Origin of the sequence: Mesotoga sp. UBA5847 (assembly GCF_002432735.1) — a bacterium.
Classification (GTDB): Bacteria; Thermotogota; Thermotogae; order Petrotogales; family Kosmotogaceae; genus Mesotoga.
In genome coordinates this window covers 75915-100192 of sequence record NZ_DJGL01000014.1, presented here as the reverse complement: position 1 = coordinate 100192, position 24278 = coordinate 75915, and the positions used below count along the sequence as shown (strand labels likewise).

Genomic DNA, 24278 nt, shown 5'->3' with positions numbered 1-24278 from the left:
CGATATGAGAGAGTTGGCCGTTGTTAAGGAGCTAAAAGGAGATACGGTGCTCCTGGAAAAGCCGCGAACCGAAGCCTGTTCTACATGCGGTTCTAAGAGTAACTGCGGCGTTTCTTTGGGCGATAAGAAAGTTACCATAAAGGCCTTAAGGAATGGTGTAGAAGTCGATCCAGGGGATACTGTGGAAATAGAGACAGGGAAGCTAAACGCAACTAGGGTCTCGATGATTGTTTATGGAATACCCTTAGCCGTCTTCCTGGTTACTTTGATTGTGACGAACATCATTCTCAATTCTGAAGGATTGGCCCTAGGGGCAGCTTTTGCTTCAATTGTGGTCGTGTACGCGCTGATTGCAGTTTACGACAGAAGAAACAGGGAGAAGCTTATGCCAAAGATTATTAGAAGGGTGGAGTTACCGGATGGATTCCTTGTTCGATGAAGATGCGCTGCGACTTCTGGAGTTTGACTGCGTTCTGGAAGATATTTCTAAGAAGGCGATTTCAAGGTACGGTAGAGAGAGAATCAAATCTCTTAGGCCATTAGTAGATGACACAGACTTACTCTACAGAAGAGCGAGCGAGTTCAGTATTATTCTTCAAAATGAGGGGGAGCCACCTTTTTCAGTCTTTCACGATCTAAGTGATTATATCAACAGGGTGAAACGAGGTTTCAGCCTTGGCTGTGAAGAGCTTTACAGAAGCGCCGTTACCATGGAGAACATCTGTCGGCTCAAGGAATTCTTTGAACGAGTCTCTTCGGAGTTTACTGCTGTAGGCGAAGTTGTTGCTCTTCTTGGGTGTGAACGTGGGTTTATAAACGAAGTCAAGAAGAAGATCTCGGAAGACGGGCAGATAAAGGACAGTGCCTCTCCAGCCTTGAAGGAAATCAGAAACGAACTCAAGTCACTTACCAGAAACCTGAGAGGAAAGCTTGATTCTATAATGAACAGGTATAAAGACGGGCTCACAGACAGTCTAGTGCTGAGTAGAGAAGGTCGTTATGTCTTGCCGTTGTCTGCGAGCAAGAAGAATGAGTATCAGGGAGTGATTCATGGCTCTTCTGGAAGTGGGGCGACCGTCTATTTCGAGCCACAAGAGCTGATTGCTCTTAATGATTCGATGAGGATTCTGCAATCGAGAGAAGAAGAGGAGATAAGAAGGATACTTAGAGAACTGACGACTTACTTCTTCAATACCTTTGAAAGGCTTGAACCTTCACTGGAAGCGCTTGGAATCCTTGATGCTCTTTTCGCAGCGTGCAGATATGCCAAGAAGAGGAATGGAGTTTTCATTGAGCCTTCGTCATCGGGTCGCTTCTTCCTGAAGGACGTCAGACATCCTATGATCGATGACGAGAAGGTAGTTCCAATAACATTTACTATGGAAGAGGGAATCAATGGAGTTTTCATTACCGGACCCAACACCGGCGGGAAAACAGTAGCGATGAAGACAATAGGTCTCTCTGTAATACTTATGCTCTGTGGTCTTCCCGTTCTTGCTGATCAGACATCAGAGATCCCGCTTTTCAAGAAGCTTTTTGCAGACATTGGAGATGAGCAATCGATAGAGCAGAGTCTAAGCACGTTCTCATCTCATGTATCCAGGATAATCCGAATTATTGAGAATGTCGACGGTGACTCTTTAGTTTTGCTTGATGAATTGGGGGCGGGAACTGATCCGGTAGAGGGATCGGCACTTTCGATTGCGATAGTTGAGAGGCTTTTGGAAAAGTCGAAATTGATCCTCACAACACATCTGACACCAATTAAGCTCTATGCTATGGAGCGTTCCGACATTCTTAATGCGAGCGTAGAATTTGATGTTGCCAGTCTTAGACCAACGTATAGGCTCTTGATGGGAATTCCCGGTTCCTCAAATGCGATAGAGGTTTCAAAGAGACTTGGACTTGCACCGGATATTATCGAAAGAGCTCGATCATATATTGATAGTGATGCAAGAAATCTCGAAGCAGTAATAGGGAAGCTTCATATAGAGAGGTCGACTCTAGAAGAGGAACGAAGAGAACTTCAGAGGACGAAGAAGAATCTTGAATCCAAGAGCAGCGAATTTGAAGACAAGCTTTCAATGATTAAGGAAAAGCGGTATGGAGAGATCAGCAGAGAGATCGCCGAGCTTGAGGAAAGACTAGGATCTGTAATAAAGGAAATTGAACGGGCTATTAGCATGTCAAGATCTTCAAATGAAAGAGACAAGGTTACCGCGGTCAAGAGACTTAATGAGCTTAGAAGTGAATTAAAGCGTTTCGGAAGTTCTTCATGTGATGACGGCGATTTTGAGATACCCGAAATCGGCGATACCGTTACGCTTATAGATAGTGGAGCAGAAGGAATCGTCAGTGCAGTCGATGGAGATAGAGTTGTAATTGACTCAGGTAAGATTACGCTGAAGGTCCCGTTTTCAAGAGTGAAAATCATCGGAAGATTGAAGTCGGAATCAGATGCCTCTTCTCTCGAGTATGTCAGTGAGAGTATGACTCAGGAGATCGATATAAGGGGAAGTGTCACTGAAGACGTTCCTATTATCATTGACAATTTTCTCCAGACTCTCAAGATAAATGGAACAAAGCAGGGTTGCATAATTCATGGAAAAGGCACTGGAAAACTGGCCGAAGGAGTATGGAGTTACTTGAGACGCTCAAAGAAAGTTAAGAGCTTCAGGATTGGTGCACCTTCAGAAGGCGGTAGCGGAGTCACGGTTGTGGAGGTATAAGCAAGAATGAAAGCTGGAATCGACATAGTCAAGATCTCACGAATGTCTGAAGCTGTGGCAAACAGGGTACTCGGAAGGCAAGAGAAAGATGTCTTTGATTCTCTTGGAAATGAACGGAGAAAGATGGAGTTTGCAGCTGGGCGTTTCGCCGCAAAGGAGGCCTTCGTCAAGGCATCCGGGCGTAGAGACCTTGAGTTCTCGAAAATCCAGTTTCTCGTTGATGAAAAGGGATGCCCGATTCCATCCGAGGAACTGAAGAAGCTGCTGGGTGGCGAAGATCTGACGGTAAGCATTTCTCATGAGCGGGAGTATGCGGTGGCAGTTGTAATACTCTTTGGGAGGGGCTAACGTGATTCCATTCGATGAGGCTAAGAAGAGAGTCGACGAACTGAGAAAAGAGATCGATTATCATGCTCACAGGTACTACGTTATGGATGATCCAGAGATATCTGACTCTGAATACGACAGGCTGATGGATGAGTTAACCGAACTTGAAGAACGTTATCCAGAACTGAAGACACCTGATTCACCAACTGTTCGTGTTGGCCTGAAGCCGATCGACTCCTTCAAGGAAGTGATTCATGAGCACAGGTTGTTTTCCCTGGACAATACTTACTCAGAGGCCGAGGTATTGCAGTTCGATAAGAGGGTGAGAGAATCACTTGGCATTGAAAGAGTTCAATACATGTGTGAGCTAAAGATCGATGGCCTGTCAATATCGCTTAAGTATCAAGACGGGTTGCTTGTGAGAGGAGCAACAAGGGGGAATGGTTTTGTCGGTGAGGACGTCACCGAAAACATAAAGGCGATCAAATCGATACCTCTCAGACTCAGAAAGAGTCTTTCGATTGAACTGAGAGGAGAAGTATATCTCCCGAAAGACGTCTTCAATGACCTTAACAGAGCCCGAATAGAAGACGGTCTTCAGCCCTTTGCAAATCCTCGCAATGCGGCAGCTGGAACTCTCAGACAACTTGATCCCAGAGAAGTGTCAGGGAGGAGACTGAGTGCCTTCTTCTACCAGATAGTGGAGCCAGAAAGGTTTCGGCTTGAAAAGCAGAGCCAGCAGCTGGAGCTGTTGAAGACTATTGGAATGAAAATTGAGCCGAATTTCAAGACTGTAGACGGCACGGAGGGCGTAATCGAATTCTGGAAGACGTGGTCTGGGCTGAAATCTACACTGAACTATGCTGTTGACGGGGTGGTTGTCAAGGTGGACGATCTACATTATCAGGAGGAACTGGGATACACTACGAAAGCGCCCAGGTGGGCCATAGCCTTCAAATTTCCGGCGGAACAAGCAACGACAAGACTTATAAGTCTTAACCTCAGTGTCGGTCGGCTAGGCACTATAACGCCTGTTGCTGAACTCGAACCCGTTCAACTGGCCGGAACAACCGTTAGACGGGCAAGCATGCACAATTTCGACTTTGTCAGGGAGAGGGACATCAGAATCTTGGATACAGTTGTTGTAGAGAAGGCTGGGGAGATTATTCCACAGATCGTTAAGAGTATTCCTGATAAGAGATCAGGTGTAGAGAAGCCAATAGAACCTCCTTCCGAGTGCCCAATTTGCAAAGGACCGGTAGGCAAAGAGAGAGAAGAGGACGTTGCTTTGAAGTGTCTTAATCCCTCTTGCCCCGCTAAGGTGGGTAGGAGAATACAGTTCTTCTGTTCCAGAGAGGCCATGGACATCGAGGGCCTTGGTGAAAAGCTAGTCGAGCGTATTGTTGAATCGGGCCTTGTGAAGAGCCCGTCCGATCTCTACAAACTGACAAAAGAAGATCTTTTGGCTCTTGGAGAAAGGATAGGGGAGAAGATGGCGGACAATCTCATCAAGGCAATTAATAAGAGCACGAATAACCCGCTATTCAAGGTTATAACTGGGCTTGGTATTCCAGGAGTAGGATCCAAACTTGCGAAGGATCTTGCTAACAGCTTCGGAAGTTTAAGAGCACTCATGTCTGCAAGTGAAAAGGATCTGAAAGCAGTTTCGGGAATAGGCGATCAGTTGGCCTCAGAAATAAGAAAGCATCTATCTGCTCAATCCGTGAGAGAAGAGATCGAAGAATTGATGAGATTCGTCAATACACAAGATGAAAGTCGTGATGGTCCAAAGCCGCTGAAGGGTATGAAATTCGTGGTAACGGGAACTCTTCCCAGCTATTCTAGAAAGGAAATTCAGGAGAGGATTGTTGAACTGGGAGGAGAGGTTATGTCTTCGGTTTCGAAGAATACCGATTACGTTCTTGTCGGGGATAACCCGGGGTCGAAAGCGGAGAAGGCTCGTTCTCTCGGAACGCAGATAATCGATGAGAAGGAATTTGAGGAGATGGTAGGATCTTGATTCGTTACTTTGACAACAATGCTACTACTCAAATGGAGTCTGATCTTGCCGAACTGATGGCAAGTCTTTGTACTGAAGAGTACGCTAATCCGAATTCTATGCATACCTTTGGTGTGAAGCAGTCAAGAATGCTGGAGGAGGCGCGTGCAAGGGTGGCCTCATGTCTCTCTTGCAATTCCAGCGAAATCTTCTTTACTTCTTGTGCGACCGAGACGATAAACTGGATCTTGAGGTCCACGGTCTTCTTCAGGGGGAAGAAGAAGAAGATCGTGACGACTTCAATCGAGCATAAGGCCGTTCTCAATACACTCAAAGATCTTAAGGCAATTCTCGATATCGACTATGTCGAGATTCCGCCCGAAAGCAACGGAATAGTTGAGGCCGAGAAGCTCCTGAGAGAAGTAGATGACGAGACCTTTCTCGTTTCTGTAATGGCTGTGAATAACGTAACAGGCGCGATCCAGCCTTTCGAGGAGATAGGCAGAGAGTTAGTTGGTCTAGATCTTCTCTATCACGTCGATGCTGTACAGACAATCGGGAAGATTCCCTTCACTCCGGAATCCTCGTTTTGCGATTACGCTTCGTTCTCTTCTCACAAATTTCACGGACCGAAAGGTGTTGGAATCGCCTTCGTCAAACGGGGATCTCCAATCAAACCTATGCTCACAGGAGGAAATCAGGAAAGAGGTTTGCGCTCCGGTACACAAAACGTGCCCGGCGTCTTAGTGACTTCGATAGCGATGCAAAGAGCTCTGGATTGTATGGAGAAAGCATCCGGAATAACGAAAGACTTTCAGAATCGAATATCTAGAGCTGTTGTTGAGCTAGGAGGATATATCAATACTCCTGAGTGCTCCATCTGCAACACAGTAAATGCATCTTTCTGCGGAATAAGATCAGAAGTTTTGGTTAATGCTTTATCAGAAGAAGGCGTTTTTGTTGGTACCTCTTCGGCTTGTTCTTCAAGAAATGATGGAGGTCAATATGTTCTAGATGCGATGGGAATAAGTCCATCGATTGCCTCGGGATCAATAAGAATAAGTATGTCAAGATTCACAACAGAGGAAGATGTGGAGGATTTGATAGAAAAACTGAAGAAAACGATTCCTCTTTTGAAATTCTAGCCACAAACGGTTATAATTGACTGTAGTTAGATTTAATTGCCTTTGAGGTGATATAGTTGCTCAGGAGCATGACCGGATATGCGAGGGTCGAAAAGGCTGTTCGCGGCGTAAACGCATTCGTGGAACTGAAAACAGTCAATTCGAAGTATTTGAATGTTGATATAAACATAGGAGATGCTTTCTCTGAGCTAGAAATGAGAGCAAGTAGGTTTATAAAGGAAAACCTCAAGAGAGGGACGGTAAGAGCAAAGATCGACATATCTCTTGCGGACAGCGATGATCTTCTCCAGCCTGACTATGGTATAGCCTCCTCGATTTTCAACTCTCTGAAAACGATTAAGGACCGTTTTGAACTAGCCGGTGAGGTTTCTGTCGATTCGATGGCCAGGTTCAAGGAGATTTTCAGGAGCAGACCTTCTGAAGACCTCGCAGACAAAATTTGGAGTGTTATTGAAGAACTGCTTATTGAAGCTTTGGATCAGCTCAACGCAGACAGAGAAAGGGAGGGACAGAACCTTGCTCTAGCGATGAGCGAGTATCTTAATAGACTTGAAGTTATTGCTAATGAGCTTCTTACTAGTTCTGAGGACATGGTTCTGTACTATCGCGACTTCCTGAAGAAGAGAATCGAGACGATTATTGAAGGTCAGTTTGACGAGAATAGATTGGAGCAGGAGGTAGCGCTTCTAGCTGAAAGGGCCGATATATCGGAGGAAATCGTAAGGTTGCACTCTCATCTGAAGTCGTTCAGGGGAGTTATGCGAACTGACAAAGAGAGTGGAGTGCAGATGGACTTCATTTGCCAGGAGATGCATCGAGAGCTTTCAACCATTGCATCGAAATCGAAGAAGCTTGCGATAACCAATCTTTCCATCGAAGGTAGAACACTGGTCAATAAGCTTAGGGAACAAGTTCAGAACATAGAGTAGGAGGTGTTTCACTTGTACGGACTCATTAACGTTGGGTTCGGAAACGTAATTATAGGTGACAGAGTTATCGCGATAGTCAATCCCGAATCCGCGCCGCTGAAAAGGCTTAAGGAAGTTGCAAAAGACGAAGGAAAGCTTATTGATGCCACTTATGGAAGAAAGACCAGGGCAATCGTCATCACCGATAGTAACCACATAATTCTTTCAGCTATTCAACCCGAGACGATCGCTTCCAGATTCATGCAGACTTTCAGCGATATTGAGAAGCTTCTGGAAGACATAAGGGTTTCTGGACAGAGCTTTGAAGAATGAAAGGCATAGTTTTTGTGATTAGCGGCCCTTCAGGGGCGGGAAAGACCTCAATACTGAAGGTAGTGCTTGAGGCCAACAGCGATCTTGATTTTTCGGTTTCTTATACTACAAGAAAGAGACGCCCGACAGAAGTCGATGGGAAAGACTACATATTCGTGACGCAAGATGAATTCAGAAGACTTAGAGAAGAAGAGGAGTTTCTGGAGTGGGCCAAGGTTCATGGGAATCACTATGGAACATCCAGAACACAAGTTAGAAAGAGTGTTGATTCGGGTAGAGATATTTTGCTGGATGTAGATATTCAGGGAGCGATGTCAGTAATGAGGGAGCTTACAGACGCAGTCTATATATTTGTGGCTCCACCCTCTTATGGTGAGCTGGTCAAGCGTCTCGAAGCGAGGGGAACCGAGAACACCGAATCGCTCAAGGTTAGGCTGGAAGATGCGAAGTGGGAACTAGAACAGGTAAAACACTTTCAGTATCTTGTTGTTAACGATAACTTAAACCACTCGGTAAATCAACTTGAGGCTATCATCACCGCAGCAAGGCTCCGCGTTGATAGAATCGTGAAAGAAAAGGGAGAAAGATTCCTGTTTGAGGAGAAAACTACATGATAATCAATTATGATTTGCTTTTGAAGAGAATAAGGCACAAGTATGCAATTCCTGTGGCTGCTGCTAAGAGAGCGGAAGACCTTGAGGACTTTGGCCGCCCAAAGCTTGATGCAGCAACGGTAAGGGCTGCAGGTGATAAGATCACCGTAGCGTTGAAGGAGCTAGAAGAAGGATACATCAGGATAAGAAATGAGGAAATGCTGATGATCCTTGTACCGAAAGTTAAGTAACCGGATCACTTCATGTTCGGGCAAACGCAGAAAATACTTTATTTGCCTTGTTGACAGGGATAAGGTCATTAGATATAATAAGTATCGTGCGTCGGGCCAACGTAGCTCAATCGGAAGAGCGGCTGATTTGTAATCAGCAGGTTGGGGGTTCAAGTCCCTTCGTTGGCTCCATAGGTTAACTATCGGTGGTAAGGTGCCCGAGTGGTCAAAGGGGGCGGACTGTAAATCCGCTGGCGGAACGCCTTCGGTGGTTCAAACCCACCCCTTACCACCATTAATTTTGCTACTGTTGAGGTGCAAGCAATGGCAAAGAAAACTAAGGGAAATAAGGTTCTTGTAACGTTGAAATGTTCTGAGTGCGGTACTAGAAACTATTACAGGTTCAAGAACCGCCAGAAGAAGTATAAGCTGGACACGAGTAAGTACTGTCCAAAGTGCAGAAAGCATACCGAGCACAAGGAATCGAAGTAAGGTTGAGTCGTTTCAACTGAGTCAGGAGGAATCCCATGGCCAAGGCAAAGTTTTGGAAGTTCCTTTCCGAAGTAAAGAGCGAAGTTAAGAAGGTGACATGGCCTAACAGGGAGCAGATGATTTCGTCTACAGGTGCCGTGCTCGTCATTCTGGTAGTGGCGGGAGCTTTTCTTGCTCTTCTAGATATTCTCTTTACTAATGTAATCGGGTCGCTTCTCAATTTCTTGACAGGCGCCGTTTAATGCTGTTCTACGTTGGTGATTGACTGTGCGAAAGAGATGGTTCATAATTCAGACTTACTCTGGTCTCGAAAACTCTATCAGAGAGGCAATTCAGATTAAGATAGAGTCTTTCGGTGTTTCGCACATGTTTGGCAAGATTCTTGTGCCGGAAGAGACGAAACTTGATAGAACCAATGTCGCTGCCGAGAAGTATATTGTCCCCGCCAACGCCAGGCTTCTTGTAAAGGACAATCAGGATGTGGCAAAAGGAGACCCTGTCGCTGAAGAAGTAGAAATAAAGGTGAAAAACGACGGTACGGTGGCGGAAGTAAAGAACTACCGAGTTATCTTTATTGAAACTGCCGATAGGCGATATACGAAGACTTACTACATTCCCGAAAGCGCGAAAATTGAGACCGGAATAAAAATGGGTGCGAGGATAAGGCAGGGAATGCCTCTTGCAAAGCAAGGTGAGTACTTCTGTGAGCTGGATGGAAAGATAGTATATACACAGAAGATGAAGCGCATCGTTGTTGAAAAAGAGAACGGCGAAGAAGATGTCTATCTTGTTCACCCCGATTGTTATGACGCCAAGGTAGCTAAGAAGGGTAATCTTGTGAAGCGCGGACAGTTGTTTGGAGATACAAGGAAGATCTTTTCCAAGACTGAGGGAAGGATCGAGATTTCCGATCTCCCTGGACGGAAAGAGATAAAGATCTTCAAAATCATCCGGACAAGATTGTATCCTGGATATGTTTTTATTGAGATGATAATGAACGAAGAGACGTGGAACCTCGTTAAGAATACTCCGAACGTCGTGAACTTCGTCTCTGTAGGTGGACAGCCTGTGCAGCTTAAGGAAAAGGAAATAAAGGCTCTGCTCAGATTAGTCGGTATTGAAGAGTATGAAGAGCACTCAGGTGGTCCTGTCAAGATTGAAGTTGAGTTTGATATCGGAGAGGTCGTCAGAATTAATACAGGTCCGTTTGAGGACTTTGTTGGAAAAGTGACGGGTCTCGATCCTGAAAGACAGGAACTGAAAGTCGTTGTGAGCATTTTCGGAAGAGAAACACCGGTTATCCTCAGCCTATCTGAGGTTGAAAGAATCGTCTAATCTACAAGAAAGAGTGGGAGGGAATAGCCCGTTAACCACAAGGAGGTAAGTAAATATGTCTAAGAAGGTCATTGCCCAAATCAAGCTTCAGCTTGAAGCGGGGAAGGCAACGCCAGCACCTCCAGTTGGACCGGCTCTCGGTCAACATGGAGTGAATATTATGGGGTTCTGCAAGCAGTTCAATGCAGAGACTTCTGACAGAGCCGGTATGGTGTTACCGGTTGTTATTTCGGTATATGCCGACAGATCCTTCAGCTTCATCCTCAAGACTCCACCCGCTAGTTTCTTGCTGCTTAGAGCAGCCGGAATACAAAAGGGTTCAGGAGTGCCCAATAGAGACAAAGTTGGGAAGGTTACCAGAGCACAGCTTGAGGAGATTGCGAAGATCAAGATGCCTGATCTCAACGCCAGAACAGTAGATGCCGCTGCGAAAATCATCGCTGGAACAGCTCGCAATATGGGCATCGAAATCGTAGGTTGAGGAGGGGTTTAAATGTCGGTTAGATCAAAGAGATATATTCAGGCGAGGAAATCCGTTGACAGAAATAAGGTTTACTCTGTGGAGGATTCAATCGAGCTTTTGAAGAGTTTTCCGTCGACAAAGTTTGACGAAACGGTTGAGATGCACATAAAGCTCGGGATAGATCCAGCCAAATCAGATCAACAGGTCAGAGGTACTATCTCTCTTCCTAACGGAACTGGAAAGAATGTTAGGGTTCTAGTGTTTGCGAAGGGGGAGCAGGCAGAAGTTGCCAAGCAGGCTGGCGCGGATTTTGTTGGATCCGACGATTTGGTTCAGCAGATTCAGGGTGGCTGGACCGATTTCGATGTCGCGATAGCTACACCAGACATGATGAGAGACATAGGTAGATTGGGGAAAGTTCTGGGACCCCGTGGTCTGATGCCGTCTCCGAAAGCAGGAACTGTGACAACAGACGTTGAAGATGCCGTGAAGGGTTTTAAGGCGGGGAGGATCGAAGTCAAGAACGACAAGACCGGTAATCTACATCTGCCCGTCGGAAAGAAGTCGTTTGACAAGGAGAAGCTGCGCGAAAACTTCGTTTCAGCTCTCGATCAAATAATGAAGATGAAGCCATCCGGTTCAAAAGGAAGGTTTGTTCAAAAGGTATTCCTCACTACAACCATGGGTGCAGGAATAAAGGTCTACTTTGTTAAAGAAACCGAGAAATAGCTTAAGATACCCAAGCATATATGTACTCACTGCCAAAGACAGTAGGTTATTAAGAGCGTAAGCCACCTACCGAGGTAAGTAGAAGTGAATGCCTTCTGCGGCCTCGATTTGGGGCCGCTTTTTTGAAAGGAGGTGCAAGAAGTGCTAACCAGAGAAAGAAAGGAAGAAATCGTTGAGAGCCTAACAGAAGCCTACAAAAAGTCTTCATTGATTCTGTTCGCCGACTACAAGGGTATGAAGGTTGACGGTATCACTGCTTTCAGGGACAAGCTCTACGAAAAGTACGACGATAGAGCTCAGTTCACAATAAAGAAGAATACATTGGTCAGGCTTGCTCTGAACAAGGCCGGGTTCGACGAGAGTGAATGGAAAGAGTCAATCATCGGAACTACGGCGGTACTGACTGTCGAGGACGAAGACCCGGTCTCAGCGCTAAAGATAATCACTGAGTTCAACAAGAATAACAAGACCCTTCCGTTGATAAAATCAGGGTATCTTGAAGGCAGATACTTTGCCGGCAGCCAGGCTTCTGAGTTGGCGAAGCTTCCGTCTAGAGATCAGTTGATCGCAATGGTCGTTGGAGGATTCGCCGCCCCGATAACCGGTCTTGTATATACTCTGAACGGAATATTGACAAAGTTCCTGTATGCTCTAAATGCAATTAAGGATAAAAAAGCTGAATGATTCAGGTGGAGGTGTGGTAAGATGACTAAGGAAGAACTTATAAGCGCAATAAAAGAAATGACAGTTTCAGAACTTTCGGAACTGGTGAAAGCACTTGAAAATGAATTTGGAGTCAGTGCAGCAGCACCTATGGCAGTTGCAGCAGGGCCTGTAGCGGGCGGAGTAGCGGTCGAGGAAGAAGAGGAGCAGTCTGAATTCAAGGTTGTTTTGAAGTCTTTTGGGGCTAAGAAAATCGATGTCATTAAAGTCGTTAGAACAATTACCGGACTCGGACTCAAGGAAGCAAAGGATCTTGTTGAAAAGGCCGGCAGTCCAGAGGGTGTTGTGAAGGAGAACCTTCCGAAAGCGGAGGCCGAAGAACTGAAGAAGCAGCTCGAAGAGGCTGGCGCCGAAGTCGAACTGAAGTAATTGGGCAATTGTCTGGTTACATATTGTCTGTATAATAAATACACCCACATCAGGGATGATGCTCTGATGTGGGTTTGGTGTGCTCAAACATACGAGAGGTGATCTGATGAGAAAGGCCAATTTTGGCAAACGAGAGCGGTGGGTCTTTGGAAGAGTGTATGAACCTCTTGAAATTCCGAATCTCATTGAGATCCAGACTCGTTCCTTTGAATGGTTCATCGATGAAGGTCTTCTGAGTGTTCTGAAGAAGTATTCTCCAATTAAATCGCAAATTCAGCGTTCGGATCTTAAGAAGGGCGAGAAAGGCTTCTCTCTGGATTTTGTTTCAACTAGAATCGGCGAGGCAAAGCATTCCATCCAGGAGTGCAAAGACAAGGGGCTAACTTATTCCGTTTCGCTTTATGTGACCGTAAGAATCACCGACCTCTATACAGGAGAGATCAAGGAGGAAGAGGCTTTCTTCGGATACTTGCCTTACATGACTGATAACGCCTCTTTCATAATTAACGGAGCGGAGAGAGTAATAGTCAATCAGCTTGTAAGGTCGCCGGGTGTCTACTTTGTTGACGAACCGACAAAGGCAGTGTCTGGTTCTCTGCCGATTTATGTTGCCCATTTTCTGCCTGTAAAGGGAGCCTGGTTTGAGATACTTCTTAACCCTAACAAGCAGATAATGCAGGCGAGGATCGACCGGAGAAGGAAACTGAACTTCTTCGTCTTCTTGAAGGCATTGGGTTACGAGAATGATCTTGATCTACTGAGACTTTTCGAACATGAATATGACGGGTCGGATGAGGACGAATTGCTCGCAAGTGTCGGAAGCATGATTCTTGAAGATGTCAAGACTCCCGGAGGAGATTTGATAGCTCAGAAAGGAACACTTCTTACAGAGGATATTATTGCAAGGGCAATTGAAGCCGATGTGAAGACCATCAAGATGCCGCTTCCTATAGCTATGAAGACCTTCAGCGCTTTGCAGAAGACATACGGTGAAGGTATGACTGAGGACGACGCTTACATAGAGCTTTTCAGGAAGCTTAGGCCGGGCGAAATTCCGAGGATAAATGCTGCAAAGAGTTATATTACTAACCTTTATTTCAGTCCGGACCGCTTTGACTTCTCAAACGTTGGAAGGTACAAGGTCAACAGCAGACTTAAGAAAGTCTATCAAGACTATCTCAAGGAGATCGAAGGAAAGAAGGTTTCGAAAGACACCGACTATGCCGAAGAGTCGAGCGTTCTCACTGTTTTAGATGTTGTACTTGCTGCAAGGCACTTGACAGAGATAGAAAGCCGTCCCGAACTTCTCGATACCAAAGACCATTTGGGAAACAAGCGAGTAAGAACAGTGGGCGAGCTTATGGAAACTGAGTTTGAGAAGGCTTTTATGAAGATCCATAAGCTTCTCGAAGAGAAGCTTACGATATACACTTCCTTCGACAAGATTTCGGTGCAGAGCCTGGTTAACGTAAGAACTCTCATGACCACGCTGCATCAATTCTTTGCAACAAGTCAGCTTTCGCAGTTCATGGACCAGGTAAATCCTCTGGCTGAATTGACGAACAAGAGAAGATTGTCTGCAATAGGACCGGGAGGTTTGAAGAGGGAACACGCGAGGTTTGAGGTGCGTGACGTCCATCACTCTCATTATGGGAGGATGTGTCCTATAGAGACGCCTGAAGGCGCAAATATTGGTCTTATGACCTCAATGGCAACTTTTGCGAAGATAGACAAGTATGGTTTCATTCTCACGCCTTACAGGAAGGTGCAGAAGGGGTTCGTTACTGAAGATATCGTTTATCTCGCAGCAGATGAAGAGGAAAGTTACAATATCGCTCACTCCACAGTTAAAATGGACGACAACGGGTGTATTGCCGATGAAAACGTAGAGATTCGTTACGCCGGTGAAGTGAGATATGTTATGAGGGAGGAAGTAGACTTCATGTCAGTCTCCCCCAAGCAGATTGTCTCAATCTCGACTTCTTTGATCCCGTTCCTCGAAAATGATGACGCAAACAGAGCACTGATGGGATCTAACATGCAGAGACAGGCGGTTCCTGTTGTCAAGTCTGAAGCTCCTATAGTCGGCACCGGTGTCGAAGGAGTAGCTGCAAGAGACTCCGGATATGTAGTTCTAGCGAAGCATCGGGGTAAAGTTGTTAACGTCGATGGAAGAAGAATCATTGTGCAAAGAATAGACGAAAAGGGAAAGTCGGAACTTGACGACAAAGGAAGAGCAATTGAAGATGTCTATACGTTGTATAAGTTTGTTCGAACCAATCAGGATACCGCGGTAAACCAGCGTCCAATTGTCTCGGTTGGTGAAGTCGTGGAAAAGGGCGCTCCTATCGCCGACGGTCCATCGACCGAGATGGGAGAGCTTGCACTGGGTAAGAACGTTCTTGTAGCTTTTATGCCCTGGGAGGGGTACAACTTCGAAGACGCCATTCTCGTCAACCAGGAGCTTCTCGAAGACGACATTTTCACAACTATTCATGTTGAGATGTATGAAACAATCGCCAGGGATACTCAACTTGGTCCCGAAGAGATAACTGCTGATATTCCAAATGTCTCGAAAGAGTCTCTGAAGAATCTAGATGAGAGCGGTATAGTGAGAGTAGGAGCATATGTCACGTCTCAGGATATTCTTGTTGGAAAGGTGACTCCAAAGGGCGAATCCGAGACCACCCCCGAAGAGAAGATTATCAGGTCGGTTTTTGGAGACAGGGGACGGGATGTCAAGGATTCATCGTTAAAACTCCCTCATGGTGTTGAAGGTAGAGTCATCGACGTCAAGGTTTTCGAGAAGGAAGAGGTTTCTGAACTCGGTTCGGGCATAAACAAGCTTGTTAAAGTCTTCGTTGGTATCAGAAAGCCGCTGGATGTAGGAGACAAGCTTGCGGGTAGACACGGCAACAAGGGTGTCGTTTCGAATATAATCCCAAAAGAGGATATGCCCTTCCTTCCTGACGGAACTCCTATACAGCTTGTTCTTTCACCTCTTGGCGTTCCGTCGAGGATGAATGTCGGGCAGGTGCTCGAGACACATCTCGGTTGGCTTGGGAAACTTACGAATCGTTACTTTGCGACACCAATCTTTGATGGGGCTACAGAAGAAGAGATCATGAATGAGCTTTACGAGGCTAGAAAAGAGTTTGGACTTGAAGCCGGTGACAGCGAAGAGCTGAAGACAGGTAAAGTTACCCTAAGAGATGGTAGGACTGGCGTGCCTTTTGACTACCCGGTAGTGGTAGGAATAATGTACATGCTCAAGCTAGTTCATATAGCGAAGGACAAGATTCACGCAAGATCTACAGGTCCCTATTCACTCATACATCAGCAGCCTCTAGGTGGAAAGGCTCACTTTGGAGGTCAGAGATTTGGTGAGATGGAAGTCTGGGCGCTTGAGGCATATGGAGCGGCCCACACTCTGAACGAAATGCTCACAATTAAATCTGACGACATCAAAGGAAGAAATGATGTCTATAAGGCAATACTTAAGGGAGTCAACATCCCCGAGCCAGGAATACCTGAGAGTTTCAAGGTTCTTATAAAGGAACTTCAGGGGCTTTCACTCGACGTCAAAGTTTTTGACCAGAACAATGTCGAGCTGGATGTGGATAAACTATGAGGATCAATAGAAGGGAGCTACCCCTCAAGGAGGGAAGCAGATGCCAGTAAGCGCATATAAGAGAAAAGTCAATAAGCTGGAAATTGATATCGCGTCGCCGGACAGAATCAAGGGCTGGTCAAGCGGGGAAGTCAAGAAGCCCGAGACGATAAACTATCGCACATTCAAACCGGAGAGAGACGGACTCTTCTGTGAGAAGATCTTTGGTCCGACAAAAGACTACGAATGTACATGCGGAAAGTACAAGGGTAAAAAGTACGAGGGTACAGTATGTGAACGTTGTGGTGTGAGAGTCGAATCTAAAGAGGCTCGCAGGAGAAGAATGGGTCACATTGAGCTCGCCGCTCCTGTTACTCATGTTTGGTACTTGAAGAGTGCGCCTAGTGTTCTTTCTTCACTTTTGAACATTCCTGCGAAGGATCTCGAGAACATCATCTATTACGGATCTAAGAGGGTTATAGAGAGACTTTATGTCGTGACAGACCCTAAGGAGACGGACTTCTTCCCTGGAATGACGATGTACCAGACCGAATACGAAATATACACGAAGAAACTCAGCTTCGAAGTAGAGCAAGGTTACAAGGTAAAAAACCCTCACGGACCGGTTACAACGGACATTGACGGAAAAGTGACGATCGAGAGGATCGACAGCAGTACCGAGAGAGAACTGAACTGGATAATCGTCAAGGATGAAACTGGGATAGAGAAGAAGTACCCGGTCTTTGAAGGCGCCCTTATATATGTCCAGAATGAGGATGAAGTTCATAAGGGAGATACCCTTGCCGACAGATTCCTTTTTGAAGATGAAGTTCTTTCGGCGACTGAGTATAAGATCTTCGACGAGTACTATCCCGGCAAGTTCGAAGTTGAAACAGATACCGAGAGCGATAGACCTATAGTCATAATCACCGAGATCGACCCTGCAGTCTCGGAGGAGACAGGAAGAACGATCGGTGAAGTCCTGATAGAGAACGAATATGAGGCATACAAAGAGCTTTACCCGGGCAAAGTAACCTGTGATTACGGTGCTGCTGCAATTAAGAAACTATTGCAGGGCACGGATCTCGAAGAGCTACAGGTAGCGATAGAACATGAATTGAAGACTATTCCCAAAAGCAGTGCCAGGGCTCTCAAGCTTCTCAGAAGACTCAAGTATGTCAAGGACTTCATAGCGTCTAGCAATAGGCCGGAATGGATGGTAATGGATGTTGTTCCGGTAATCCCGCCAGACCTTCGACCTATGATTCAAATCGAAGGTGGAAGGTTTGCTACAACCGATCTCAACGACCTCTACAGAAGGGTCATAAACAGAAACAACCGGCTTGCAAAACTCTTGCAGATCGGGGCTCCCGACATAATAATCAGAAACGAGAAGAGGATGCTTCAGGAGGCAGTTGACTCCCTAATCTACAACGGTAGGGTAGGAAAAGCAGTATCCGACAAATCGGGAAGGCCTTTGAAGTCTCTCACCGACCTGGTGAAGGGCAAGAAGGGGAGATTCAGAAGGAATCTGCTTGGAAAGCGGGTAGATTACTCCGGTCGAGCGGTCATCGTCGTTGGGCCTGACCTGAAGATTCATGAATGTGGAATCCCCAAGAGGGTTGCAATGGAGTTGTTCAAACCGTTCGTTCTATCAAAGCTCCTTCACGGAAGTGAATCGAGCAAGACGGCGAGAAAACTTAAGAAAACAATCATAGAAAAGGAAATGCCCGAAGCGTGGGAAGTCCTCGAAGATGTGATCAAGGGACACCCCGTTCTTCTCAACAGGGCACCGACGCTTCACAGGATATCCATACAGGCTTTCATACCCAAATTGGTCGAAGGAAACGCGATTCAGCTTCATCCGCTTGTCTGCGCACCTTTCAACGCAGACTTTGACGGCGATCAGATGGCTGTTCACGTGCCTTTATCCGCAGCTGCGCAGGCAGAGGCGAAGTTCCTTATGCTGAGCAGATACAACGTGATTTCCCCTGCCAGCGGCAAGCCTATTTCAATGCCAGGCAAGGACATAATCGTCGGTGTTTACTATCTCACGACCGTTGACCACGATCATGAGAAGAAAGAGAAAGAGGTAATGGATTACTACTCAGCCCTCCTCAAAGATGAAAAGATTTCCGATGTTGAAGCGAGGAGGATGGTTAGGCAGAAGGCCCTTGAATGGGTTGACTGGAAGTTCTCTTCTCCGGGAGAAGCGCTTCTTGCTTACGACATGGAATATATATCACTTCACGATCCTATTCTTGTTCAGCTAGATCCCTCATCCGGAGAGCTCACGCTAACAACGGTAGGAAGGATAATCTTCAACACCATAGTTCCTGAAAAGCTTAGGGACTACATGAAGAAGTTCAACAAGAAAGCGATAAAGAAGCTAATCTACGACTGCTTCCACGAATATGGAATAGACAGAACCGCAGACCTTCTGGATGACATGATGTCTCTTGGATTCCATTACGCGACTGCTTCCGGGCTCACAATATCCATAAACGACATTGTTGTGTATCCGCAAAAGGACAAGGTTATAGAGGCCGCGCAGGAGAGGGTAGATCAGATCGAGAATCTGTACAAGTCAGGCTTTCTTACAGAAGAGGGCAGAACACAGGAGATAATCAGAATCTGGTCAGATACCACTCAGGAGATAATGGAGAAGACATACGCAGAGTTCGAGAAGTATCCCTTCAATCCAATCTATATGATGGTTGACTCCGGAGCCAGAGGAAATATCGACCAGCTTAAGCAACTTGCAGGTATGCGAGGTTTGATGGCAGATCCATCGGGAAAGACGATCGAAGTACCGATAAAGTCAAACTTTAGAGATGGACTTACGGAGCTCGAATTCTTCACATCTACCCATGGAGCCAGAAAGGGTTCTGCCGATACGGCATTAAGAACGTCGTTTGCAGGTTATCTCACCAGAAGACTTGTAGACGTTTCCCAGACTATAACCGTAACGACTCCGAACTGTGGAACTCACGAGGGCATTGAAGCCATAGAGCTCATGGCAGACGGAGTAACGATAGAGAAGCTCGAAGAATTTCTCTTTGGAAGAGTTCTTACGTCAGATATCATCAACCCGCTGACTGGAAGAGCTCTTAAGAATGGGAAGACGGGAAAGGAATACTTGCGCGATACAATGATCAGAGATGAAGATGCGGCTTTCCTTTCGAACTACAGGGCCGAAGTCGAAGTTGCGCGAGAAGAAGTGCTTAGTATTCCGAAAGTGACCCGGTTGATCAACTATACAGAGCTGGCAGAAACCATCACAATAAACGATAAGGAATACAAAGCGGGAACCCATATCGGCAGCGATATTTTGCACCAGCTAAAGAACTCGGATATCGAAGAAGTGAAAGTTGTTATCTTCCCCTGCGTCGGTCAGGTATTTGCAGGTGATCCAATAAAGAACAGTAACAAGGAAATGCTTGTCAAGTATCAGGAGAAGATAGACGAGCTCACTGCCAAGAAGCTGCAAAAGAACGAGATCGACAAGGTCTTAGTCCGACCGACGATAAAGGTCAGGTCTGTTCTTACTTGTGAATCCGACAGTGGTGTTTGTGCTATGTGCTATGGAATGGATCTTTCAAACCATGAAATAGTGAATGTTGGAGAATCCGTAGGTGTAGTTGCTGCCCAGTCAATTGGAGAGCCGGGTACACAGCTCACGATGAGAACATTCCACACTGGCGGTATAGCGACTGGACAGGATATCACCAGAGGTCTTCCCAGGGCAGAGGAATTGTTTGAGGCCCGAAAGAAGCTCAAGGATCCTGAGGCGCTCTTTATAGAAAAGGGCGATAGCGGGTTCGTGAAGGATCTCGTCCCTGACGACAAGGGTAGGAGAAAGGTCTACATCGAAACGAAGACCGGAGGCATCAGCGAATACGATCTCTCCTCGAGCATAAAGCCAAAAATCGAGATTGGTGACAAAGTCACAGAAGGAGAGGCCATAACAACTGGAACGGTGAGGCCAAGGAAACTTATGGAAAAGCTAGGCCTCGTTCAGACGGCGCTATACCTCCTGACAGAGATCAAGAGGGTTTATGCCGAACAGGGAGTCGAAATTCACGACAAGCACTTTGAACTTATCATCAGACAAATGCTTTCTAAAGTTGAAGTCACGGACCCCGGAGACACAGACTTCCTGCCTGGAGATCTCCTAGACATTGTCGAAATCAGAAAGATAAACAAAACAATAGATGAAGCCAACAGCAGAGTCGGAGAGAACAGAGAGTATGTAATCGATAAGAGATTGGCGAGGAGAGTCCTAGGCGAAGATGAAGATGGAAAGATACAGAAGATTGCAGCCGAGGCCGAGCCGATTACGGAAGAGCTCCTGAATCAGATATTGAAGGGCGGAATCAAGCAGATATTGATCTATGATGTGGATGAGGATCAGTATCAGAAGCTGGTCGATGACTTCAACCCCGATACGGTAATTCCCGAGAAGAAGATCCAGATAATGCCGAAAGATCCCATTAAGTTCAAGCGAAAGCTTCTAAGGATCACAAAGGCATCTCTTGAGAGTGAAGGGTGGTTGTCGGCCGCATCGTTCCAGCAAACGCCTCAAATTCTCACCGAGGCGTCTGTTGCGGGTAAGTCAGACTTCCTTCAGGGGCTGAAGGAAAATGTAATTGTTGGTCAGCTTATACCTGCCGGAACAGGTCTTGACATGTATGCAAATCTGCAGGTGGAAGAAGCTTCAATCCCTTCTCGTTTACAGGAAGAGGAGTTGGCTTGAGTAGGTACTTCTAATAGAAGCGGAAAGCTTAAATAGCTTTCCGCTTTTCTTTTGTGATGGTAACATTGTAGAGGGAAAATCACTACTTGGGGGCTGAGTTGTCTAAGCCGATTTTGGAAGTATCGGATCTTAAGAAAACTTATGAGACGAGCGAAACAAAAGCTTTAAACGGAGTGACGCTTTCCTTTTTCCCGGGCGAGTTAATCTCGCTTCTGGGAGAGAATGCTGCGGGAAAGACAACACTCATGAAGGCAATTGTCGGAATAGAAAAACCAGACAGTGGCTCAATGCTTCTCAAAGGAGAGCCGTACTCTCCGTCGAACCCTTCACAGGCTTTAAAAATGGGCATTGGGATGGTTCCGCAAAATCTGAGAGTAATCGACAGGCTTACTGTTCTTGAAAATCTTCTGATCGCACGTAAAGCGAATAGGTTGAAAAGAACGGCGAAAAGCTACAGAGAATACATTGAGACGTTGATAGGACGATATCAGTTACAGCTGCCTCTGGATAGAGAAGTTGGAACTCTTTCCTTGGCAGAGAGACAGAGAGTGGAAATCCTGAGGCTGCTTCAGAACTCGCCAGATATCTTAATATTCGACGAACCGACCGCTCTGATCTCCGAAAACGAGAAGGCAGAGTTGTTCGAAACCTTCAACAAACTTAAGGGTGAAGGTAAGAGCATTGTGTTCATTACTCATAAGCTGCGGGAAGCTTATTCTGTGTCCGACAGGATTTACCTGATTCGATCCGGGGTTATAGTAGGCAGTTTCAGGAAAGATGAGATCTCGGTCGAAGGACTGTACGATTTGATGGCCGGAGAAGAATCTCCCGGGTCTTCTGTCCGGAGTTCCTTGTCGGAAGAGGTCGTTCTAAAAGTTGAGAAGATCTGTGTAGAGTCTTCTGTAGAAGGGTCAGATGCAGTCAGGGATGTATCTTTCGAGGCTAGAAAGGGTGAGCTTATCGCTATAACGGGAGTGGCCGGCAATGGCCAGGAGGAGCTTCAAGAAGGACTATTCGGAGTTAGAAAGGTGATTTCTGGAAGAATCCTGCTCGGCGGAATTGACGTTACCAATCTACCGCCGCATAGACTCAGAAGACTCGGAGTGGCTTCGCTACCTTCAGACAGAGATAAGTTGGCGAGTTGTAGAGGTTCATCGATACGGGACAATCTAGTTATTCAGAGAGTCCTCAGTGGAGGCTGGGTTGTTTCGGGCAGAGAAATGGATAACTATGCGAGGGAACTGCTTTCTAAGTATGGTGTTGTGTTTGGCAGTATCGGCGATCCGGTTTTCACTTTGTCTGGTGGAAACCTGCAAAAGTTGCTGCTAGCTAGAGAGATCAGCTCGGAGCCAAAGCTTCTTCTCCTGGGAGAGCCTTTTAGAGGGCTCGATGTCAGACATCTGGAGAAGCTGCGCAGCACTCTAGAGAGTATTAAAGAGAAGATGGCCATTGTGATATTCACTTCTGATCTTGACGAAGCACTAATTGTGGCGGATAGAGTTGTTGTGATGTCAGAGGGAAGGATAGTCTTTTCCGGAGCGAACGGACCAGCACTCAGCAAGAAGGCAATAGGAGAGCATTTTGCTGGAACGTTGAGGGAAGATCGAAGATGACAAGCTTTCAAGATTTGAGAAGATCACTCCTTGTTATAGGTATTGCACTGATTGCCGGGCTATTACTCGTAGTTTTGATGAGTGAAGAGCCCATCAATTCGGCCCGATCATTCTTCCTTTCCGTCTTTTCAGACAGGTTTTACTTTGGCAATCTTATTTCAAATGCAATTCCACTTATCCTCACCGGGCTTGCAGCCTCAATAGCCTTCAGTTCGTCTTCCTTCAATCTTGGCATTGAAGGGCAGGTATATCTCGGGGCATTTGTCGGGACTGCGACAGGTATACTTCTATCGGGTAATTTGTCTGGTACTCTAGGGATTACGGCAATGATCCTGGTGAGTTTCTTGTTTGGGGCTGGGGCGGCAAGTTTGTCAGCCGTCCTCAAAATTCGTATGGGTGTCAGTGAGCTAATCTCTTCTCTATTGCTCAGCAATGGGCTAATTCTTGTCGTAGACTATTTCGTTGAGGGACCTTTCAACGACAGACAGTCGGGACTTGCGGCATCCTTAAGTTTGCCCGCGAATCTCAGGTTTTCAAGACTCATGCAACCTTCAAGTCTGCATACTGGGATCTTTTTCTCACTGATAGTCGCTTTTGTTCTTTGGTTTCTCATGTTCAGGACTAGAGAAGGCTTCAAATTAAGAATTTCGGGCAAGAACAGGATGTTCGCTCGTTATTCAGGTGTGAATACCAGCAAAGTCATTTTTTGGTCTCTCTTTCTGAGTGGGGGACTTGCTTCCACCGCAGGGATAATCGATGTAATAGGCGCACACGGTAGAGTTATGAGGGGTTTCTCGGCCGGATACGGATGGAATGGAATAGCGGTTGCCCTTATCGCAAGAAATCACCCGTTGTTTGTTATTCCTGCAGCTCTGTTCTTTGCATACCTGGAAAGCGGAGCACAGATATCATCTATTGAAGCGAGTGTCACGCCTGAACTGGCTAAGATAGTCCAGGCAGTGGTCTTCTTTCTAGTCACTGCAGAGGCACTTGCTCCCGTGAGCTTCAGGAGAAGAAGATATGTTTGAAGCCATAGTACGTGACACAATAAGGAATTCGACGCCTATCGTTCTTGCAGCAAGCGGAGGATTGCTGACAGAGGTTTCGGGATGGCTCAATATTGGACTTGAGGGTACAATTCTCTCAGGTGCGTTTTTTGCAGTAGTAATATCATCGACCACGGGTAGCATCCTTCTCGGAACTCTTGCTTCTATTATTGTGTCGATCATTCTTTCATCGCTTATCTACTTTGCAGTGAGATTTCTGAAGGCGAATCTCTTTGTTGTCGGAATTGCGGTCAACCTTCTATCCGTCGGATTGACTGTAGTGTTGACGGACGTTTGGTTCAGTAGTAAAGGCACAATTGTCTTCGGAGGTTCCCCCAGGCCTGCCGCTCTTTCTATTGATGTCTTAGGCGGTACTGTATTTGGTTGGTTGAATGGACTCGGTTTTTTTGATCTAATCGCCTTTGCCACTCCATTTGCTCTCTTCTATCTTTTCAAGAAGACGGTGGTTGGGGTGAAATTGCGGGCCTGTGGGTATGACGATGAAAGCGCCTTTTACAGCGGTGTTAGAGTAGATCAAATGAGATTCATAGCATACATTGGCAGTGGAGTGTTCACGGGTTTGGCCGGTTCAGCACTTTCCATACCGTTAGGAGCCTTTGTATCCAATATGTCTGGGGGGCGCGGATGGCTGGCTCTTGTTGCCGTAATAATGGGGAGAAAGAACCCGCTTCTTGTAGTTGTTTCGGCTGTCATGTTGGGCTTTGTTACAGAACTCTCCATCTTCCTGCAAGTTTCCACAGAAATATCTCCTAAGTTACTATTGTCTTTACCTTACTTCGCTTCTCTTGCTATCCTTGCTATCTCATACGGCGGAAGAAAGGCGAAGCAGCTTTCGTGATTCCTAATGGTTGAGGATA

At 46.1% G+C, this 24278-nt stretch carries 21 protein-coding genes, 2 tRNA genes and 1 other annotated feature; all 23 genes read left to right on the top strand.

Annotated features, from left to right (window positions below; all coding sequences use genetic code 11):
- Positions 1 to 4: 4 nt before the first annotated feature.
- The 23 genes from B3K91_RS01790 to B3K91_RS01680 all read left to right on the top strand — a co-directional run bounded on the left by B3K91_RS01790 (position 5) and on the right by B3K91_RS01680 (position 24259).
- A complete protein-coding gene (locus B3K91_RS01790) occupies positions 5 to 439 on the top strand; it encodes a SoxR reducing system RseC family protein (protein ID WP_292593903.1) in 435 nt (144 codons plus the stop codon).
- Positions 420 to 2729, top strand: a complete 2310-nt coding sequence (locus tag B3K91_RS01785; RefSeq protein ID WP_292593901.1) for an endonuclease MutS2 — start codon at positions 420 to 422, stop codon at positions 2727 to 2729. The genes B3K91_RS01790 and B3K91_RS01785 overlap by 20 nt, the downstream gene beginning before the upstream one ends.
- Before the next feature lie 6 nt (positions 2730 to 2735).
- Positions 2736 to 3077: a holo-ACP synthase gene (acpS, locus tag B3K91_RS01780; protein ID WP_099828950.1), complete on the top strand. Its 342-nt coding sequence runs from the start codon at positions 2736 to 2738 to the stop codon at positions 3075 to 3077.
- Position 3078: 1 nt separating this feature from the next.
- The gene (ligA, locus tag B3K91_RS01775; RefSeq protein ID WP_292592591.1) at positions 3079 to 5076 is read left to right on the top strand and encodes an NAD-dependent DNA ligase LigA; all 1998 of its coding nucleotides are present in this window, start codon (positions 3079 to 3081) and stop codon (positions 5074 to 5076) included.
- Entirely contained in the window at positions 5073 to 6200 is a 1128-nt protein-coding gene (locus tag B3K91_RS01770; RefSeq protein WP_292592589.1) for a cysteine desulfurase family protein, read from the top strand. The genes ligA and B3K91_RS01770 overlap by 4 nt, the downstream gene beginning before the upstream one ends.
- A gap of 56 nt (positions 6201 to 6256) precedes the next feature.
- Complete coding sequence (locus tag B3K91_RS01765; RefSeq protein WP_292592587.1) at positions 6257 to 7129, top strand: YicC/YloC family endoribonuclease; 873 nt, start codon at positions 6257 to 6259, stop codon at positions 7127 to 7129.
- A gap of 12 nt (positions 7130 to 7141) precedes the next feature.
- Positions 7142 to 7441, top strand: coding sequence for a DUF370 domain-containing protein (locus B3K91_RS01760; protein ID WP_099828953.1), 300 nt, complete (start codon positions 7142 to 7144; stop codon positions 7439 to 7441).
- Positions 7438 to 8055: a guanylate kinase gene (gene gmk, locus B3K91_RS01755; protein WP_214060215.1), complete on the top strand. Its 618-nt coding sequence runs from the start codon at positions 7438 to 7440 to the stop codon at positions 8053 to 8055. The genes B3K91_RS01760 and gmk overlap by 4 nt, the downstream gene beginning before the upstream one ends.
- The gene (locus B3K91_RS01750) at positions 8052 to 8285 is read left to right on the top strand and encodes a DNA-directed RNA polymerase subunit omega (protein ID WP_099828955.1); all 234 of its coding nucleotides are present in this window, start codon (positions 8052 to 8054) and stop codon (positions 8283 to 8285) included. The genes gmk and B3K91_RS01750 overlap by 4 nt, the downstream gene beginning before the upstream one ends.
- A gap of 95 nt (positions 8286 to 8380) precedes the next feature.
- A tRNA-Thr gene (locus B3K91_RS01745) sits at positions 8381 to 8456 on the top strand.
- A gap of 16 nt (positions 8457 to 8472) precedes the next feature.
- Positions 8473 to 8559, top strand: a tRNA-Tyr gene (locus B3K91_RS01740).
- Positions 8560 to 8588: 29 nt separating this feature from the next.
- Complete coding sequence (rpmG, locus tag B3K91_RS01735; protein WP_099828956.1) at positions 8589 to 8756, top strand: 50S ribosomal protein L33; 168 nt, start codon at positions 8589 to 8591, stop codon at positions 8754 to 8756.
- Between the two features lie 35 nt (positions 8757 to 8791).
- Entirely contained in the window at positions 8792 to 8998 is a 207-nt protein-coding gene (gene secE, locus B3K91_RS01730) for a preprotein translocase subunit SecE (protein WP_099828957.1), read from the top strand.
- A gap of 25 nt (positions 8999 to 9023) precedes the next feature.
- A complete protein-coding gene (gene nusG, locus B3K91_RS01725; RefSeq protein WP_099828958.1) occupies positions 9024 to 10091 on the top strand; it encodes a transcription termination/antitermination protein NusG in 1068 nt (355 codons plus the stop codon).
- 55 nt (positions 10092 to 10146) lie between these two features.
- The gene (rplK, locus tag B3K91_RS01720) at positions 10147 to 10572 is read left to right on the top strand and encodes a 50S ribosomal protein L11 (RefSeq protein ID WP_099828959.1); all 426 of its coding nucleotides are present in this window, start codon (positions 10147 to 10149) and stop codon (positions 10570 to 10572) included.
- A 12-nt stretch (positions 10573 to 10584) separates the two neighbouring features.
- The gene (rplA, locus tag B3K91_RS01715) at positions 10585 to 11283 is read left to right on the top strand and encodes a 50S ribosomal protein L1 (protein ID WP_214061044.1); all 699 of its coding nucleotides are present in this window, start codon (positions 10585 to 10587) and stop codon (positions 11281 to 11283) included.
- A 14-nt stretch (positions 11284 to 11297) separates the two neighbouring features.
- Positions 11298 to 11416: a sequence feature (ribosomal protein L10 leader region), on the top strand.
- Positions 11417 to 11424: 8 nt separating this feature from the next.
- Positions 11425 to 11967, top strand: a complete 543-nt coding sequence (rplJ, locus tag B3K91_RS01710) for a 50S ribosomal protein L10 (protein ID WP_099828961.1) — start codon at positions 11425 to 11427, stop codon at positions 11965 to 11967.
- Between the two features lie 21 nt (positions 11968 to 11988).
- A complete protein-coding gene (gene rplL, locus B3K91_RS01705; protein WP_292589261.1) occupies positions 11989 to 12375 on the top strand; it encodes a 50S ribosomal protein L7/L12 in 387 nt (128 codons plus the stop codon).
- Positions 12376 to 12481: 106 nt separating this feature from the next.
- On the top strand, positions 12482 to 16006 hold the full coding sequence (locus tag B3K91_RS01700) for a DNA-directed RNA polymerase subunit beta (protein WP_214061043.1): 3525 nt from the start codon (positions 12482 to 12484) through the stop codon (positions 16004 to 16006).
- A gap of 40 nt (positions 16007 to 16046) precedes the next feature.
- A complete protein-coding gene (locus B3K91_RS01695) occupies positions 16047 to 20741 on the top strand; it encodes a DNA-directed RNA polymerase subunit beta' (protein WP_292592584.1) in 4695 nt (1564 codons plus the stop codon).
- Positions 20742 to 20839: 98 nt separating this feature from the next.
- Positions 20840 to 22354 carry an ABC transporter ATP-binding protein gene (locus tag B3K91_RS01690; protein WP_292592583.1) on the top strand — a complete coding sequence of 505 codons (1515 nt, stop codon included), beginning with the start codon at positions 20840 to 20842 and terminating at the stop codon, positions 22352 to 22354.
- Positions 22351 to 23382 carry an ABC transporter permease gene (locus B3K91_RS01685; RefSeq protein ID WP_214060512.1) on the top strand — a complete coding sequence of 344 codons (1032 nt, stop codon included), beginning with the start codon at positions 22351 to 22353 and terminating at the stop codon, positions 23380 to 23382. Before B3K91_RS01690 ends, B3K91_RS01685 begins: the two co-directional genes overlap by 4 nt.
- On the top strand, positions 23375 to 24259 hold the full coding sequence (locus B3K91_RS01680) for an ABC transporter permease (protein WP_099828967.1): 885 nt from the start codon (positions 23375 to 23377) through the stop codon (positions 24257 to 24259). The genes B3K91_RS01685 and B3K91_RS01680 overlap by 8 nt, the downstream gene beginning before the upstream one ends.
- The last annotated feature ends 19 nt before the right edge of the window (positions 24260 to 24278 follow it).